12 protein-coding genes are annotated in these 14323 nt (G+C 70.7%); 4 read left to right on the forward strand and 8 right to left on the reverse strand.

Annotated features, from left to right (window positions below; genetic code table 11):
* Positions 1-27: 27 nt before the first annotated feature.
* From VKZ50_06800 to VKZ50_06835, 8 genes are all read right to left on the reverse strand, one after another.
* The gene (locus tag VKZ50_06800; GenBank protein HLJ59421.1) at positions 28-789 is read right to left on the reverse strand and encodes a glucose 1-dehydrogenase; all 762 of its coding nucleotides are present in this window, start codon (positions 787-789) and stop codon (positions 28-30) included.
* Positions 790-1034: 245 nt separating this feature from the next.
* A complete protein-coding gene (locus VKZ50_06805) occupies positions 1035-3476 on the reverse strand; it encodes an FAD-dependent oxidoreductase (protein ID HLJ59422.1) in 2442 nt (813 codons plus the stop codon).
* 22 nt (positions 3477-3498) lie between these two features.
* Positions 3499-4332 (reverse strand): DUF1989 domain-containing protein, encoded by an 834-nt coding sequence (locus tag VKZ50_06810; protein ID HLJ59423.1) that lies wholly within the window; start codon positions 4330-4332, stop codon positions 3499-3501.
* Between the two features lie 52 nt (positions 4333-4384).
* The gene (locus VKZ50_06815; GenBank protein HLJ59424.1) at positions 4385-5134 is read right to left on the reverse strand and encodes an ABC transporter ATP-binding protein; all 750 of its coding nucleotides are present in this window, start codon (positions 5132-5134) and stop codon (positions 4385-4387) included.
* A 10-nt stretch (positions 5135-5144) separates the two neighbouring features.
* Positions 5145-5948 (reverse strand): ABC transporter ATP-binding protein, encoded by an 804-nt coding sequence (locus tag VKZ50_06820; protein HLJ59425.1) that lies wholly within the window; start codon positions 5946-5948, stop codon positions 5145-5147.
* A 15-nt stretch (positions 5949-5963) separates the two neighbouring features.
* A complete protein-coding gene (locus tag VKZ50_06825) occupies positions 5964-6980 on the reverse strand; it encodes a branched-chain amino acid ABC transporter permease (protein HLJ59426.1) in 1017 nt (338 codons plus the stop codon).
* Positions 6977-7876 (reverse strand): branched-chain amino acid ABC transporter permease, encoded by a 900-nt coding sequence (locus VKZ50_06830; GenBank protein ID HLJ59427.1) that lies wholly within the window; start codon positions 7874-7876, stop codon positions 6977-6979. The genes VKZ50_06825 and VKZ50_06830 overlap by 4 nt, the downstream gene beginning before the upstream one ends.
* Before the next feature lie 63 nt (positions 7877-7939).
* Complete coding sequence (locus VKZ50_06835) at positions 7940-9067, reverse strand: branched-chain amino acid ABC transporter substrate-binding protein (GenBank protein ID HLJ59428.1); 1128 nt, start codon at positions 9065-9067, stop codon at positions 7940-7942.
* Positions 9068-9331: 264 nt separating this feature from the next.
* Here VKZ50_06835 and VKZ50_06840 point away from each other — a divergent pair, with 264 nt between their 5' ends.
* Genes VKZ50_06840 through VKZ50_06855 form a run of 4 tightly spaced genes read left to right on the forward strand, consistent with a single transcriptional unit; the run spans position 9332 to position 14253 of the window.
* Complete coding sequence (locus VKZ50_06840; protein ID HLJ59429.1) at positions 9332-10003, forward strand: urea carboxylase-associated family protein; 672 nt, start codon at positions 9332-9334, stop codon at positions 10001-10003.
* Between the two features lie 23 nt (positions 10004-10026).
* Positions 10027-11064: a cysteine synthase A gene (cysK, locus tag VKZ50_06845; GenBank protein HLJ59430.1), complete on the forward strand. Its 1038-nt coding sequence runs from the start codon at positions 10027-10029 to the stop codon at positions 11062-11064.
* 32 nt (positions 11065-11096) lie between these two features.
* Positions 11097-11885 (forward strand): 5-oxoprolinase subunit PxpA, encoded by a 789-nt coding sequence (locus VKZ50_06850; GenBank protein ID HLJ59431.1) that lies wholly within the window; start codon positions 11097-11099, stop codon positions 11883-11885.
* A 34-nt stretch (positions 11886-11919) separates the two neighbouring features.
* Complete coding sequence (locus VKZ50_06855) at positions 11920-14253, forward strand: xanthine dehydrogenase family protein molybdopterin-binding subunit (protein ID HLJ59432.1); 2334 nt, start codon at positions 11920-11922, stop codon at positions 14251-14253.
* Positions 14254-14323: the final 70 nt, after the last annotated feature.

Here is a 14323-nt window from a genome sequence, read left to right on the forward strand (position 1 = left end):
CCCGCCGCTCGCGCCCGCGGGCCGCGCTCACCAACCGCCATAGGCCACCCACCCGCCGTCCACCGTGACGCACGACCCGGTGATGTAGTCGGCGTCGTCCGACGCGAGGAACGTGGCGGCCCTGGCGACGTCCTCCACGGTGCCGAAGCGCCCCGCGGGGGTGCGGCGCTCGATGTCGGCGTCCGAATAGTCTCCCGTCCCCTGATCGTGCACGTCCATCGGCGTCTTGATGTACGCTGGATCGATGCTCACGACGCGGATGCCGTGACGCGCCCACTCGCTGGCCAGCACCTTCGTCAGCCCGATCAGCCCGTGCTTGCTCGCGCAGTACGCGGCGCGCTTCGGCAGGCCCACCTCCCCCAGGATCGAGGAGACGTTGAGGATAACGCCCCGCCGCTGCGGGATCATCACGCGCGCCGCGGCCTGCGCGCAGAAGAACGCGCCGGTGAGGTTCGTGTCGATGGTAAGGCGCCACCCGTCCTCGGGCAGCGACTCGGACGGGCCGATCATGGAGGTCCCGGCGTTGTTCACGAAGACGTCGAGGCGGTTCCACCGCTGCTGCGCGGCCGCTGCGAGCCGGTCAGCGGTCGACCGCTCGCGCACGTCGCCGTCGACCGCGATCGCGTCGTGCCCGACGTCGCGCAGCGCGCGGGCCACACCCTCGCCCCGCTCCGGCGACCGCGAGTTGACGACGATGCGTGCGCCCTCCCGCGCGTACGCCCACGCGATCGCCTCGCCGATGCCCATGCTCGATCCGGTGATCACCGCCACGCGCTCGCGGAGTCGCATCGCTCCCCTCCCTTTCGCGCCGCCGGGCGCGGCGCACGCCCCTCGCGGCGCCCGGCCGGCCGCGGCCTCAGTAGCGTGAAATGACGGCGTGTCCGCCGAATTCATTCCGGGCCTGAAAAGGTCACTCCTCCGCTCGGGCTCGCCGGGTGAGCGCCCTCAGCGATCGCCGCTGACGCGCGCTTCTGATTATATCCTTGACGAACCCTTTGTCTTCGCGTCGTAGTGTCAAGAGCGTTGGATGCGCCCTAGGCCCTGACGCGGACGCCGGCGGGATCGTATGGAGGCCGGAGCCCGACCGTCGCCGGCATGCGCTCTGTGGCCACCTCGACCTCGTACGTCCCCGAGGCGAGAAAGGCGCCCGTCACGCCTTCCTCCGACTCCACGTACCCTAGTCCGACTGACCGGCCAAGCGTGTGCCCGTAGGCGCCCGACGTCACCCGTCCGGCGAGCACGCCGTTCCGGTAGATCGGCTCCTCGCCGAAGAGGAGCGGCGCCGGATCGTCGAGCGTGAGGCTGACGATTCGACGCGTGCGCGGCCGGGCGCGCTGGGCGAGCAGCGCGTCGCGGCCGATGAACGGCGTCGCCTTGTCGAACGCGACCGCGAAGCCGAGCCCCGCGTCGAGCGGCGTGTCCCGCCCCGTAATGTCGACGCCCCAGGCCCGGTAGCCCTTCTCACAACGCAGCGAGTCCATGGCATGGTAGCCGGCGTGCCGGAGGGCGGCGCCGCCGCGGTCGAGCAGCGTGTCGTAGGCGCCGACCGCGTACTCCGCGGGAACGTACAGCTCCCACCCCAGCTCCCCGACGTACGTGATCCGCAGCGCCCACACCGGCGCGTACCCGATCGTGAGCTCCCGGCACGATCCAAACGGAGCGGCCGCGTCCGAGAGGTCGGCGTCCGTGCAGCGCGCGAGCAGGGCTCGCGCGCCGGGGCCCATCACGCCGAGCACCGCGAACGCCGACGTGACGTCGGTGACGACCGCCGGCGTTCCCGCCGATATGTGCGAGGCGATCCAGTGATGGTCGTGGGCCCCCGCGGCCGCCCCGGTGACGACCAGATAGCGATCGTCCGCGAGCCGGGTGACCGTGAGGTCGCACTCGATGCCGCCGCGCTCGTTCAGCATCGAGGTGTAGACGACCCTGCCGGCGGGGCCGGCGACGTCGTTCGCGCAGAGACGCTGCAGCACGGCTTCGGCCGCGGATCCCTGGACCAGAAACTTGGCAAACGAGGACTGGTCGAACAGGCCGACCGAGTTCCGCACGGCGCGGTGCTCGTCGGCGGCGTACGGAAACCAGTTCTGGCGGCCGAACGAGTATGCGTAGGCCGGGTCGACGCCGTCCGGCGCGTACCAGTTCGGGCGTTCCCATCCGGCGGCAACGCCGAAGCACGCGCCGCGCGCCGCGAGCCGCTCGTGGAGCGGCGAGCGCCGGACGGGACGCGCCGTGTCCGGCTGGCGAAACGGCCAGTGCATCGCGTACAGCACCCCGAGCGATTCGACCGTGCGCTCGCGCAGATAGCGGGGCGTGCCCTGGAACCTCGAGAACCGTCGGATGTCGACGTCCCAGAGATCCAACGGCGGCGAGCCGTCTGCGATCCACTGGGCGAGCGCATGCGTCGCGCCAGGCGCGGACGCGATGCCCGTGGAGTTGAACCCCGCGGCCACGAAGAAATTCCGCAACTCGGGCGCCTCGCCGAGAATGAAGCGCGTATCGGGCGTGAAGCTCTCGGGCCCGGTGAACGTCTCCGAGGGCTCCACCGCCTCGAGCGCGGGGACGCGGGCCCGCGCGTTGTCCAGGAAGAGCCGGCACTGCTCCCAGTCCGTGTCCAGACGCCCGAACGCGAAGCCGTGCGGGATCCCGTCGAGGCCCCACGGCCTGGACGCCGGGCCGAAGCCGCCCATCAACAGACGCCCGTCGCGTTCGCGGAAGTAGATGAGCCCGTCGGGGTCGCGCAGCGCCCGGAGATCCGCGCTCACCCCGGCGAGCGGCAGCAGCAGGTACGAGTGCTCGGCGGCGCACAGCGGCACGTTGACGCCCGCGAGCCGGCCGATCTCGCGCGCCCACATGCCGGCGCAGTTCACCGCGACCTCGCAGACGATCGTGCCGCGGTCGGTGGCGACGCCCGCGACCGCGCCGCGGCGCGCGGCGATGCCCGTGACCGTGATCCCCTCGCAGATGATCGCGCCGCGCCGCCGGGCCGCCTCCCCGAGCGCAACGGCCGTGTCCCCGGGGTGGGTCACGCCGTCCCCCGGGAAGTAGGCAGCGCCGACGAGGTCGTCGGTGCGCATGAGCGGCCACAGCCCGCGGGCCTCGCGCGGTCCGATCAGCTCCGCCTGCACGCCGGCGGCCCGCGCCGTCGACACGCCTCGCTTGAGCTCTTCCATCCGCTCGCGGGTGCGCGCGACCGTGAGGCCGCCGGTCACCCTGAACCCGGTCGGCCGCCCGGTCTCGGCCTCGAGCCGCGCGTAGAGCGGGCGGGCCGCGGCGGCGAGCTTCGTCAGCGTCTGCGTGGCCCGCAGCTGGCTCACCAGCCCGGCGGCGTGCCATGTCGTGCCGGAAGAGATGGAGTGACGCTCGAGCAGGACCACGTCTCGCCAGCCGAGTTCGGCCAGGTGATAGGCGAGGCTGCACCCCGCGATGCCGCCGCCGACGATCACGACGCGCGCGTGGCGGGGAACGGCCGCAGACATCTTCGGGCGATCCGCTCCGCCGTCAGGCGGACGGCGGCCGCAGCCCGTGCAGGCCCCGGTAGTCGGCCGGGGTCGAGGGCGACCATCCGGCGAGCAGGTCGGGCGACGGTTGGTAGACCTCCACCCCGAGCGGCCGGCAGGTTGAGAGCGGATCGCCCCGCGTCGGGCCCCACATCTGCACGGACAGGTCGCCGTGCGGGCACGTGGAAAGGGCGCAGAGCAGATCCATCTCGGCGAAGAACTCGAAGAAATCTCCCTTTCGCGCCGGGCTGGCTTTCGCGAAGTACCGCCCGTCCCGCCGAAGCCCGGTGACCATGAAGACGTTCAGCACGTCGTGGACGTCGAACTCGGCGAGGCGGTACGGGGCGACCGCGCGCACAAGATTGGAGTGGCAGGAGTAGTCGAACTCCTCCCCGTTCAACAGCCGGTGCACATACGGGTCGCAGCGTGTGCCGAGCAGATCGTGGCACCCGGCCCCGTCCTCGTCGATGCCGTAGTTCACGGTGTCGTTCGTGATGGTGAGCATCGGCCGCAGGTACGGCAGGCACGACCACAACCGGTGGAACGTCGTCACGTGCGTACCGTACAGCTGACGCGTGCGGGCCGCCCAGAAGCGCTCGCGCGGGTTGTGCCGGTTCCAGACGTTAAAGTCGGCCACCTGCGGCCCATCGACGATCACGATGCGGCACAGGTGCGCGGCGGGGACGGTCCACGCCCGGCCGGACCTGATCGGCACGACGAACCGGTCGACCAGGGTCCGCCGCTCCATGCCCTGAGCGAGCCGCGCGTAGAACGCGCGGTCCACGTCGAGCGGGGTCCCGGGGCCGTGATCATAGAGCGCCCGTGGTTCTGCCATACGACACCTCCCTGCGATCGGGACGCGCGGACTTCCGGCGCGTCGCGCGCGGCTACGGCGCGCGGTCCCGGCGGGCGTCCGCGGCACCGAGGACCGCGCCCACGCCGAGGTACGCCCGCCGCACCGCCTCGTTCCGTGCGAGCTCGGCGCTCGGCCCCGCGAGCGCGATGCGCCCGTTTTCCAGCACGTACGCGCGCCGCGCCAGCCGCAGCGCGGCGTTCGCGTTCTGCTCGACGAGCAGCACCGTCGTGCCGTCCGCGTTGATCTCGGAGATCGTGGCGAAGATCGCGCGCACGAGGACCGGCGCCAGCCCCATCGACGGCTCGTCGAGCAGCAACACACGCGGTCTGGCCATGAGCGCCCGCGCCATCGCCAGCATCTGCTGCTCGCCTCCGGAGAGCGTGCCTGCGAGCTGGCCCCGGCGCTCCGCGAGCCGGGGGAACAGCGCGAACACTCGGGTCAGCGCCGCGCGGGGGAGGTGCCGCTCCGCATAGGCGCCGAGCCGAAGGTTCTCGTCGACCGTCATCAGGGTGAAGATCCACCGCCCCTCCGGCACGTGCGTCAGCCCCAACCGCACGATCTCGTGCGCCGGCCGCGTGTCGATCCTCTCGCCGGCAAACCGCACCTCGCCCGACCGCGGACGCAGGAGCCCCGAGATCGTACGCAGCGCGGTCGTCTTCCCGGCGCCGTTCGCGCCGAGCAGCGCGACGATCTCGCCCTCCTCCACGTCCAGCGAGATGCCGTGGAGGGCCTCGATGCTCCCGTAGGCCGTGACGAGGTCCCGCACCTCGAGCAGGCTCACGGGGACGTCCTCACACGTCGTCCTCCCGGCCGAGATACGCCTCGATGACCTTCGGGTTGCGCTGGATCTCGTCGGGGATCCCCTCCGCGATCTGGACCCCGTGGTCCAGCACAACGATGCGATCGCTGATCCCCATCACCACGCTCATGTCGTGCTCGATGAACAGCACCGTGGTGCCGGACTCGCGGATCCGGCTGACCAGCTGTACAAGCCCCGCCTTCTCCGCGGGGTTCATGCCGCTCGCCGGTTCGTCCAGGATGAGGAGCCGCGGCCCGGTCGCGAGCGCCCGGGCGATCTCCAGCCGCCGCTGGTCACCGTACGCCAGCTCGCGGGCGCGGTTGTGGGCGCGATCCTGCAGGCCGACGAACAGCAGCCACCGGTACGTCTCCTCCCGGGCCCAGGCCTCTTCCCGCCGGTGCAGGGGCGTGTGCAGGAGCGAGTCGAGCGTGCCCGCCCTGGTCCGGCCGTGCAGGCCGAGCATCACGTTTTCGTCCACGTCGAGGTCCGGGAACAGCCGGATCATCTGAAACGTGCGCGCGATTCCCCGCTTCACGACGAGGTCGGGACGCAGCCCCGTGACGCCTACCCCTTCGAACGCGATGCGGCCGGAGGTGGGCCGAAGGAAACCCGTGATGCAGTTGAACACGGTCGTCTTGCCCGCGCCGTTCGGGCCGATGATACTGAGGATCTCGCGCGGGCGCACCGCAAACGACACATCGGACACCGCGAGCAGGCCGCCGAACCGCATCATCAGGCGCTCGACCAGGAGGATGGCCTCGGCCGGCTCGACGGGAGCGGTGGAGGCTGCGGTCATGCCGGCGTCGCCCCGCTACTCCCCGGTGGGGGCGCCGCCGGCCGCGCCGCCCGCGGCGGCGCTCGCCTCCGAGAGGACGACGGTGCGCCGCACGATCTGTCCGATCCGGCTCGGCCACAACCCCTGCGGCCGCGCCAGCATCAAGACGATGAGCCCGATTCCGAACGCGAACATCCGAATCTGGTCGAACGCCCGCAGGGCCTCGGGAAGGATGACGATCACCGCGGCGGCGAGCATCACCCCGGGCAGGCTTCCCATCCCGCCGAGGATGATGACCATCAAGATCGTGACCGATTGGATGAACGTGAAGCTGGACGGGTTGATCGCGGTCAGCTTCACGGCGAAGAACGACCCGGCGAGCCCGGCGAAGATCGCCCCGAGCACGTACGCCATCAGCTTGTAGTACACGGGGTAGATGCCGACCGCCCGGGCCGCGGCCTCGTCCTCCCGGATCGCCAGCCAGGCCCGCCCGAGGCGCGAGCGGGCGAGGTTGTAGCTGCCCACGAGGACGACGAGCACGAACGCCAGCCCGAGGACGTACAGCGCCTGCGGCGAGCGCACCACGAAGGCACCGATCGTCGCGTGCGGGATGTCGTAGATCCCCTCCGGGCCGCCGGTGAACGTGAAGTTCGTCGCGGCGATGCGAACGATCTCGCCGAACCCGAGCGTGACGATCGCGAGGTAGTCGCTGCGCATCCGCAGCGTGGGCGTGCCGATCACGACGCCGGACACCGCGGTGCACACCACCGCCGCCGGCAGCGTGAACCAGAACGCCACGTGGTACTGGGTCATCAAGATCGCCGTGGTGTAGGCCCCGATCGCGAAGAACGCCGCGTAGCCGAGGTCAAGCAGCCCGGCGTATCCCACGACCACGTTCAGGCCGAGGCCGAGCATGATGTACACGAGGACGAGCGTGCCGACGTCGACGAGGTACGCGGACCCGACGATCGGCAGCAGGATCGCCGCCAGCACCACCGCAGCGACCAGCGCGAGCCGAGGCGGCGAGAACGCGCGGCCGTTGGACGCGATCACATGCGCTCGACGACGCGCTCGCCCAGCAAGCCGCGAGGGCGCACGACGAGAATGATGATCAGGATGGCGAACGCGACCACGTCCTTCCAGCGGCTGGAGAAATAGCCGGCCGCCAGGCCCTCCAGCACGCCGAGCAGAAACCCGCCGACCACGGCGCCGGGGATGTTGCCGATGCCGCCGAGCACGGCCGCCGTGAACGCCTTGAGGCCGATGAGAAAGCCCATGAGGAAGGAGATCTGGGAGTAGTACAGCCCGGTCAGCACCCCGGCAAACGCGGCAAGCGACGACCCCAGGAAGAACGTCATGGCGATGATGCGGTTGACGTCGATGCCCATCAGCCGGGCGGCGTCCTGGTTGATCGCCAGCGCCCGCATCGCCATGCCGATCTTCGTGCGGTGGACCAGCAGATACAGGGCGCCCATCAGCGCGACGCTGGAGACGAAGATCAGCACCTGCAACCAGGACACCTCGACGCCCCCGAGGGGCGGGCCGGCGCGGCCGAAGAGGTGCGGGTAGACGAGAAACGACGGGCTGTAGATGAGAAAGAGGCCGTACTCCAGGGTCAGCGATGCGCCGATCGCCGAGATCAGGATCGACAGCCGGGCGTGCAGCAGGGGCCGGTACGCGACCCGGTACAGCAGCACCCCGATCAGTCCCGTGCATCCCATCGAGACGACCAGCCCCAGCACCGTCGTCAGCACGGGGTTCGTCACGTGCAGAACGGCGAACAGCCCGTACAGGGACAGCCCCAGGAACGCGCCGACCGCGTAGATATCTCCGTGCGCGAAGTTGATGAGGCGGATGATCCCGTACACCATGGTGTAGCCGAGAGCGATCAGCGCGTAGAACGCGCCGACGGTCAGCCCGTTGACCAGCTGCTGCAGCGCGAGGTCCATGCGATTGGGGAGAACCATGCCCGGGGCCGCGCCCTCACCGGGGCGGCCCCGGGCGGATCAGACTCAGGAAGCGCCGTAGGGAACGAACTTGCCGTTCTTGATAATGTAGCTGATGTAGAGCACGCTCGTGCGGTCGCCCTTCTTGTCGAAAGAGATCGCCCCCGTCGCACCGTGATAGTTCTTCGTGGCGGCGATCATCTTGATGACCGCCGCGCGGTCGGCCTTCCCGGCCCGCCTGAGCGCGTCGATCACGACGTTCACGGCGTCGTACTCGAGCGCCGAGTACGGGCCCGGATCCTGGTTCCACCGCGCCTTGTACTGCGTGATGAACGCCTTCGCCGTCGACTGGTCCTGGGGCAGCGGGGTGGACGTCACGAACACGCCGTCTGCCGCCGGCCCCGCCTCGCTGACGAACGTCGGGTCGTTGTTCGCGTCGCCCGCCATGAACTTCCCGGACACGCCGAGGTCCTTGAACTGCTTCGCGACGAGCCCGCCCTCGGGGTAGTACCCCGTGAAGTACGTCACGTCGGGTTTGAGGCCCTTGACCTTGGTGAGCACCGCGGAGAAGTCCTTCTCGCCGGGCGTGATGGCGTCGAAGAACACGACCTGCACGCCGGACATCTTGTCCAGCGCCGCCTTCGTCGCGTCGGCGAGCCCCTTCGCGTACACGGTGTTGTCGTGGATGATCGCGACTCGCTTCGCCTTGAGCGTCTTCGTCATGAACCCGGCCGCGTACGGACCCTGCTGGTCGTCCCGGCCGATCACGCGGAACACGTTCTCGAACCCCTGGTCCGTGAGCTTCGGGTTGCTGGACGCGTCGGCGACGAACGCGACCCCGCTGTCGTGGTACACCGCGCTCGCGGGGATTGCGGCCGAGGAGCAGTATCCGCCGGCCACGGCGACCACGCCGCCGTCGACGAGCTTGTGCGCCGCGGTCACGCTCGCCTGGGCGTCGCAGGCGTCGTCGAACGTCACGATCTCAAGCTTGCGCCCGAGGACCCCGCCCTTGGCGTTCCATTGCTCGACCGCGAGCATGGCTGCCTTCGAAATGTCGTCGCCCATCTTGGCGTTTCCGCCCGAGAGCGGGACGGGCACGCCGATCTTGATGGTCGCCCCCTGTGCACCGGCGTTGAGCGCGGCCACGGGTAACAGCAACGCGAGCATTGCAACAACCGCGAGACCTCTGCGCATGCTTCGCCTCCCTCTCCACGGCCGGGCGTCCAACCGTTCGGCTCGATCACGCCCGGGCTACGCGCGACCACGCCTTCTCCGTACCCCGGGCAAGTCCTCCTTGCCGGGGACGCGCCCGGGCGGCCCTCCGGCGGCGGACGCCGGCCAGGATCGGGGCCGGGCACGCCAGCCCCGCGCGGCAGGAACCCCCGGCGGACCCATCGAACCGAAGGGCGCGGCGGCGCGGACTGCGCCGCGCAATCGACCGACGTCAGGGTGGTGGCCATGGCGCGCCCCGATACGCTCGCGCAGCCCGAGATCGCGTCCTCGCTTATCGCGTTTCAAGAGGCACTCGCGCCGCGCGCGGGCACCGCGTTCACGATGCGCGCCGGGCAGGTGTGCCGGGTGATCGACGTCGAGGGCAAGCAGGTGGCGGATTTCATCTGCTTCAACCTCCGCGATTACGTCGACAAGCTCTCGCCTGAGAACACGCAGCTGCTGAACGGGGCGCTGTTCCTGACGACCGGTCACCACCTGTACTCTACGAAGGCCACGCAACTCATGACGCTCGGCGCGGACACCTGCGGCGTGCACGATCTGATCAGCGGGTCCTGCAGCGAGTACACGAACGCGTTCCGCTACGGCGTGCGCGGGACGCCGAACTGCCGCAGCAACTTCGAGCGCGCGCTCAAGCCCTACGGCATCCCGCTCGCCGAGATCCCCTATTCGTTCAACATCTTCATGAACACTCCGATCGCGCCCGACGGGAAGACCGGGATTCAGGAGCCGAAGTCGGGCCCCGGGGACTACCTCGACCTGCACGCGAACATTGACCTATTGGTTGCGATCTCCAACTGCCCCCAGGAACGCAACCCGTGCAACGGCTGGCGTCCGACCACGCTGCGGGTCCTCGTGTACGAGGTCGAGCCGACCGGCAAGGGCGCGGTGCACCAGTAGGAAGAGGCGGGCCCTCCGAGCGAATGGACTGGGAACGGCGAAAGCGCCCTGCGGCGAGCATCCTCGACACCGCGGGCCTGACTCCGCTGGTGCGCCTCGGCCGCACGGTCGCCGAGGTCCAGGCGTCGGTGTTCGTCAAGCTCGAGTACTTCGGCCCCAGCGGCAGCGTGAAGGACCGCATCCTCCCCGCGATCGTCGAGGAAGCGGAACGGCGCGGGGACCTCCGCCCGGGCATGATCCTCATCGAAGGCACGACCGGCAACACCGGGATCGCCACGGCGATGGTCGGGGCCGCCAAAGGCTACCGGGTGATCATCGTCATGCCCGAGGGCATGAGCGTGGAGCGCCGGCAGGTGATCGAGGCGTACGGCGCGGAGCTCGTCCTGACCCCCGGCAGCGAGAGCGACGTCGATCTCGTGCTGGAGAAGGTGCGGGAGCTCCGGGCGCGGTGGGGGTCGCAGATCTGGGAGGTGGGCCAGTTCGCGAACCCGGACAACGTGCGCGCGCACCGGCGGTCCACCGGCCCGGAGATCTGGGAGCAGACGGAAGGACGTGTGGACGCGTTCGTCGCGGCGCCCGGGACGGGCGGCACGCTGACCGGGGTGAGCGCATACTTGAAGGAACAGCGGCCGGAGGTCTTGAGCTTCGCGGTGGAGCCCGCGGAGTGCGCGATCCTTGCGGGGCGCGGATGGGGATCGCACAGGATCGAGGGGATCGGGGACGGGTTCATCCCCGACGTCCTAGACCTGCGCTGGATCGACGGTGTCGTGACGGTCTCCTCGGAGGAGGCGATCGCGATGGCGCAGCGCCTGGCCCGGGAGGAAGGCATCTTCTGCGGGATCTCCTCCGGTTGCAACGTCGCCGCCTGCGTCAAAGTCGCCCGGCGGTACCCGGCACTCCGCACCATCGTGTCCACGATCAACGACAACGGCCTGCGCTATCTCTCGACCGAGCTCGGGGGCGCGTCCCCGTCGCACGGCGCCTCGGCAACGCCGGCGCGCGGGATCCGGCCCGAGGACGCGCGTAGGCTCGCCGGGAAGCACCTCGTCGTGATCGATTGAGTTCTGACCTCGAACGCCCGGAGGCGGCGACAATGGCACGCGCACGCGTCTGCGTGGATATCGCAGCCGACATGGGTGAGTCGTTCGGCCCGTGGCCGATGGGGCGCGATCCCGAGATCACCCCGCACCTCACGTCCGCGCACATCGCCTGCGGGTTTCACGCGAGTGACCCCGGGACGATGCGGCGCACGGTCGAGCTGCTGCGCCGCCACCGCGTCGCGATCGGCGCGCACCCGGGATACCCGGACCTGGTGGGTTTCGGCCGGCGCCGGATGGATATGACCGGGCGTGAGGTGGAGGACATGGTTCTCTACCAGGTCGCGGCCGCGAAGGGCGTGGTGGAGGCCCACGGGCTCCGGCTGCAGCACGTGAAGCCTCACGGCGCGCTGTACAATGTGGCGGAGGCCGACGACGCCGTCGCGGCTGGCGTCGTGGCCGGGGTCAAACTGATCGATCCCGCGCTGATCATCGTGGCCACACCGCACTCCCGCCTGCGCGCCCAGGCGGACGCCGCGGGGATGCGCGTCGCGCGCGAGTTCTTTCTGGACCGCGGCTACAACGCCGACGGTACGCTGGTCAGCCGGCGGCTCGCGAATGCGATGCTGACGGACCCGGAGGCGATGTGCCGGCGCGCGGTCGCCGCGGTGCGGGACCACCGTCTGCCGGCCGAGGACGGCACGGTGCTCGAGATCGAGGTCGACACGATCTGCCTCCACGGGGACCACGGACCCTCGCAGCAGGCCGTGCGGATGCTGCGGGGCATGCTCGAGGCGACGGGCGTCGTCGTCCTCCCGCTCGGGCAGTGGCTCGGCGCCGCCTGACGCGAGACGACCGCCGGCACGGGGGCGAGTGACGATGGCCCAGGGCACACCGGGAGCGCTCCCGCCGTCCACACCCTACCGGATCATCGGGAAGTCCCTCCCCCGCTTCGACGCCACCGACAAGGTCCGCGGCGCGACGCTGTACGCGGCCGACTGGCGGTTGCCGGGCATGCTCGTCGGCCGCATCCTCCGCGCGGTCTACCCGTCGGCGCGGATCCGCCGCATCGGGGTGGAACGGGCTCGCGCCCTCCCCGGCGTGGTGGCCGTGCTGACGGCGGAGGACGTCCCCGCAAACGCGATCCACGAGGACCCGACCGGCGTCGGCCTCGCCTTCTTCGACACGCCCGTGCTCGCGGCGGAGTGCGTGAGATACCAAGGAGAGCCCGTCGCGCTCGTGGCCGCCGAAACGGACGCCCAGGCGCAGGACGCCCTCGAGGCGCTCGAGGTGGAGTACGAACCGCTGCCCGGCGTCTTTGACGTGGAGGCGGCGCTCGCGCCGGACGCGCCGCGCATCCACCCGGACCGGGAGAACCTCCTCATCCACTGGAAGCTGCGGCGGGGAGACGTGGACGACGGGTTCCGGCGCGCGGACGTCGTCGTCGAGCGCACGTACCGAACGCAGCGCGTCGACCACGCGTACCTAGAACCCGAGGCGGGGGTCGCGTGGGTGGACGGGGACGGCGTCGTGAACGTCCGCGCCGCGACGCAGGTGATCGAGCACTTCCGTGAGATCGCCGAGATGCTCCGCCTACCGCACAACAAGGTGCGGATGATCGCGCCGTTCGTCGGCGGCGGGTTCGGCGGCAAGGAAGACATGACGGTCGAACCCTACGTTGCCCTCCTCGCGTGGAAGACGGGACGGCCGGTGCGCATGCTGTGGACGCGCCAGGAATCCCTGCTCGCCCGGCCCAAGCGCCACCCCCTCGCGATGCGGTACCGCACGGGCGCGACCCGGGACGGCCGCCTCGTCGCGCAGCACATCGCCCTGCTGGCCGACGCGGGCCCCTACCCGCTGCTTTCCCCACGGGTGCTGTTCGCCGCGCTGGTCGCGGGGTGCGGCCCGTATCGCGTCCCCAACGTCACGATCGACGCCCGTGCCGCGTTCACGAACAACGTGCCAACCAGCGCCATGCGCGGCTTCGGCGCGATGCAGGTCACGTTTGCGTACGAGTCGCAGATGGATCTGCTCGCGGAGGCGCTCCACATCTCGTCGGTGGAGCTACGCTCGCGGAACTTCCTCCAAAAGGGCGACGCGCTGGCCACGGGGCAGACGATCGACACGCACGTCGCCCTGCCCCATCTGGTCCCGCTCGCCACCGCCGCGCTCGGCCCCCCGAGCCGCCCATCGGGCCCCGCGGCCAGGGTGGGCCGGGGAATCGGCTGCAACATCCAGCCCTACGGCCGCACGGTGTGGTTCCGGGACCGCGCGCACGCGTGGGTCGGGTTCGAGGCCGACGGGTCCCTCGTGATCCGCACGGGCGTGACCGACCTCGGCGGCGGTCAAGCCGCGTCGCTGGCGCAGATCGCGGCGGAAATCCTGGGCGTCTCGCCGGGCCGCATCGCCGTCCACATCGGCGACAGCGCGCTGACCCCGCTCGCCGGCGGGACGTTCGCCACCCGGCAACTCTACATGTCGGGCAACGCCGTAGCACAGACCGCGCGGGAGCTCCGGGCGATGATCGCGCCGGTCGCCGCCGTGGCGCTCGAGGCGGCCGAGGTAGACGTACAGCTCGCCGACGACCACGCCAGCGTCATCGGCAGCCCGGAGCGGACGATCGCGCTCGCGCGCGTGGTCGCGGAGTGCGCCCGCCGCGGCGTCCCCGCGGCGCACCTGTCGACGTTCCACGGCGAGCAGGCCCCGCCGATCGACCTCGAGACGGGACAGGGCAAGACGTTCCCCGACTACACGTTCGGGTGCCACGCCGTCGAGGTGGAGGTCGACGTGGAGACGGGGGCTGTTACGCTGCTCAAGTACGCGGCGTGCCACGACGTCGGGCGCGCCATCCACCCGCAGAGCGTGCAGGGCCAGATCCAGGGCGGCGCCGTGATGGGAGCCGGCCAGGCGCTCATGGAGGAGATCGCGGTCGACGCCGGCACCAACCTGAGCACGCTATTCGCGGGCTATCTCATGCCCACGGCGATGGACGTGCCCGACGTCGCGCCCGTGGTGGTCGAGTCCGGCGAGGGCAAGGGACCGTTCAACGCGCGGGGAATCGGGGAACCGCCCACCGGCCCTCCGCCGGCGGCGATCGCCAGCGCGATCTGGGACGCCGCGGGCGTTCGCCTGGTTGACCTGCCGATGACTCCGGAACGGGTGCTCGAGGCGCTCGACGCGCAACGGAAGAAGACCGCGGGCGAGCCGATCTAGCGTCTCGGACGCAGGGTCCGGCAGGAGTTCGATATCCTCGTCGAAGCAACCCAACGCGGCGCGGGGCCGC

This window comes from bacterium (genome assembly GCA_035295165.1).
Classification (GTDB): domain Bacteria; phylum Sysuimicrobiota; class Sysuimicrobiia; order Sysuimicrobiales; family Segetimicrobiaceae; genus JAJPIA01.

What these genes read in the sequence shown, in the direction of transcription:
- VKZ50_06800 (HLJ59421.1), bottom strand. Translation starts at nt 789, where the DNA reads ATGCGACTCCGCGAGCGCGTGGCGGTGATCACCGGATCGAGCATGGGC.
- VKZ50_06805 (HLJ59422.1), bottom strand. Translation starts at nt 3,476, where the DNA reads ATGTCTGCGGCCGTTCCCCGCCACGCGCGCGTCGTGATCGTCGGCGGC.
- VKZ50_06810 (HLJ59423.1), bottom strand. Translation starts at nt 4,332, where the DNA reads ATGGCAGAACCACGGGCGCTCTATGATCACGGCCCCGGGACCCCGCTC.
- VKZ50_06820 (HLJ59425.1), bottom strand. Translation starts at nt 5,948, where the DNA reads ATGACCGCAGCCTCCACCGCTCCCGTCGAGCCGGCCGAGGCCATCCTC.
- VKZ50_06830 (HLJ59427.1), bottom strand. Translation starts at nt 7,876, where the DNA reads ATGGACCTCGCGCTGCAGCAGCTGGTCAACGGGCTGACCGTCGGCGCG.
- VKZ50_06835 (HLJ59428.1), bottom strand. Translation starts at nt 9,067, where the DNA reads ATGCGCAGAGGTCTCGCGGTTGTTGCAATGCTCGCGTTGCTGTTACCC.
- VKZ50_06840 (HLJ59429.1), top strand. Translation starts at nt 9,332, where the DNA reads ATGGCGCGCCCCGATACGCTCGCGCAGCCCGAGATCGCGTCCTCGCTT.
- cysK (HLJ59430.1), top strand. Translation starts at nt 10,027, where the DNA reads ATGGACTGGGAACGGCGAAAGCGCCCTGCGGCGAGCATCCTCGACACC.
- VKZ50_06850 (HLJ59431.1), top strand. Translation starts at nt 11,097, where the DNA reads ATGGCACGCGCACGCGTCTGCGTGGATATCGCAGCCGACATGGGTGAG.
- VKZ50_06855 (HLJ59432.1), top strand. Translation starts at nt 11,920, where the DNA reads ATGGCCCAGGGCACACCGGGAGCGCTCCCGCCGTCCACACCCTACCGG.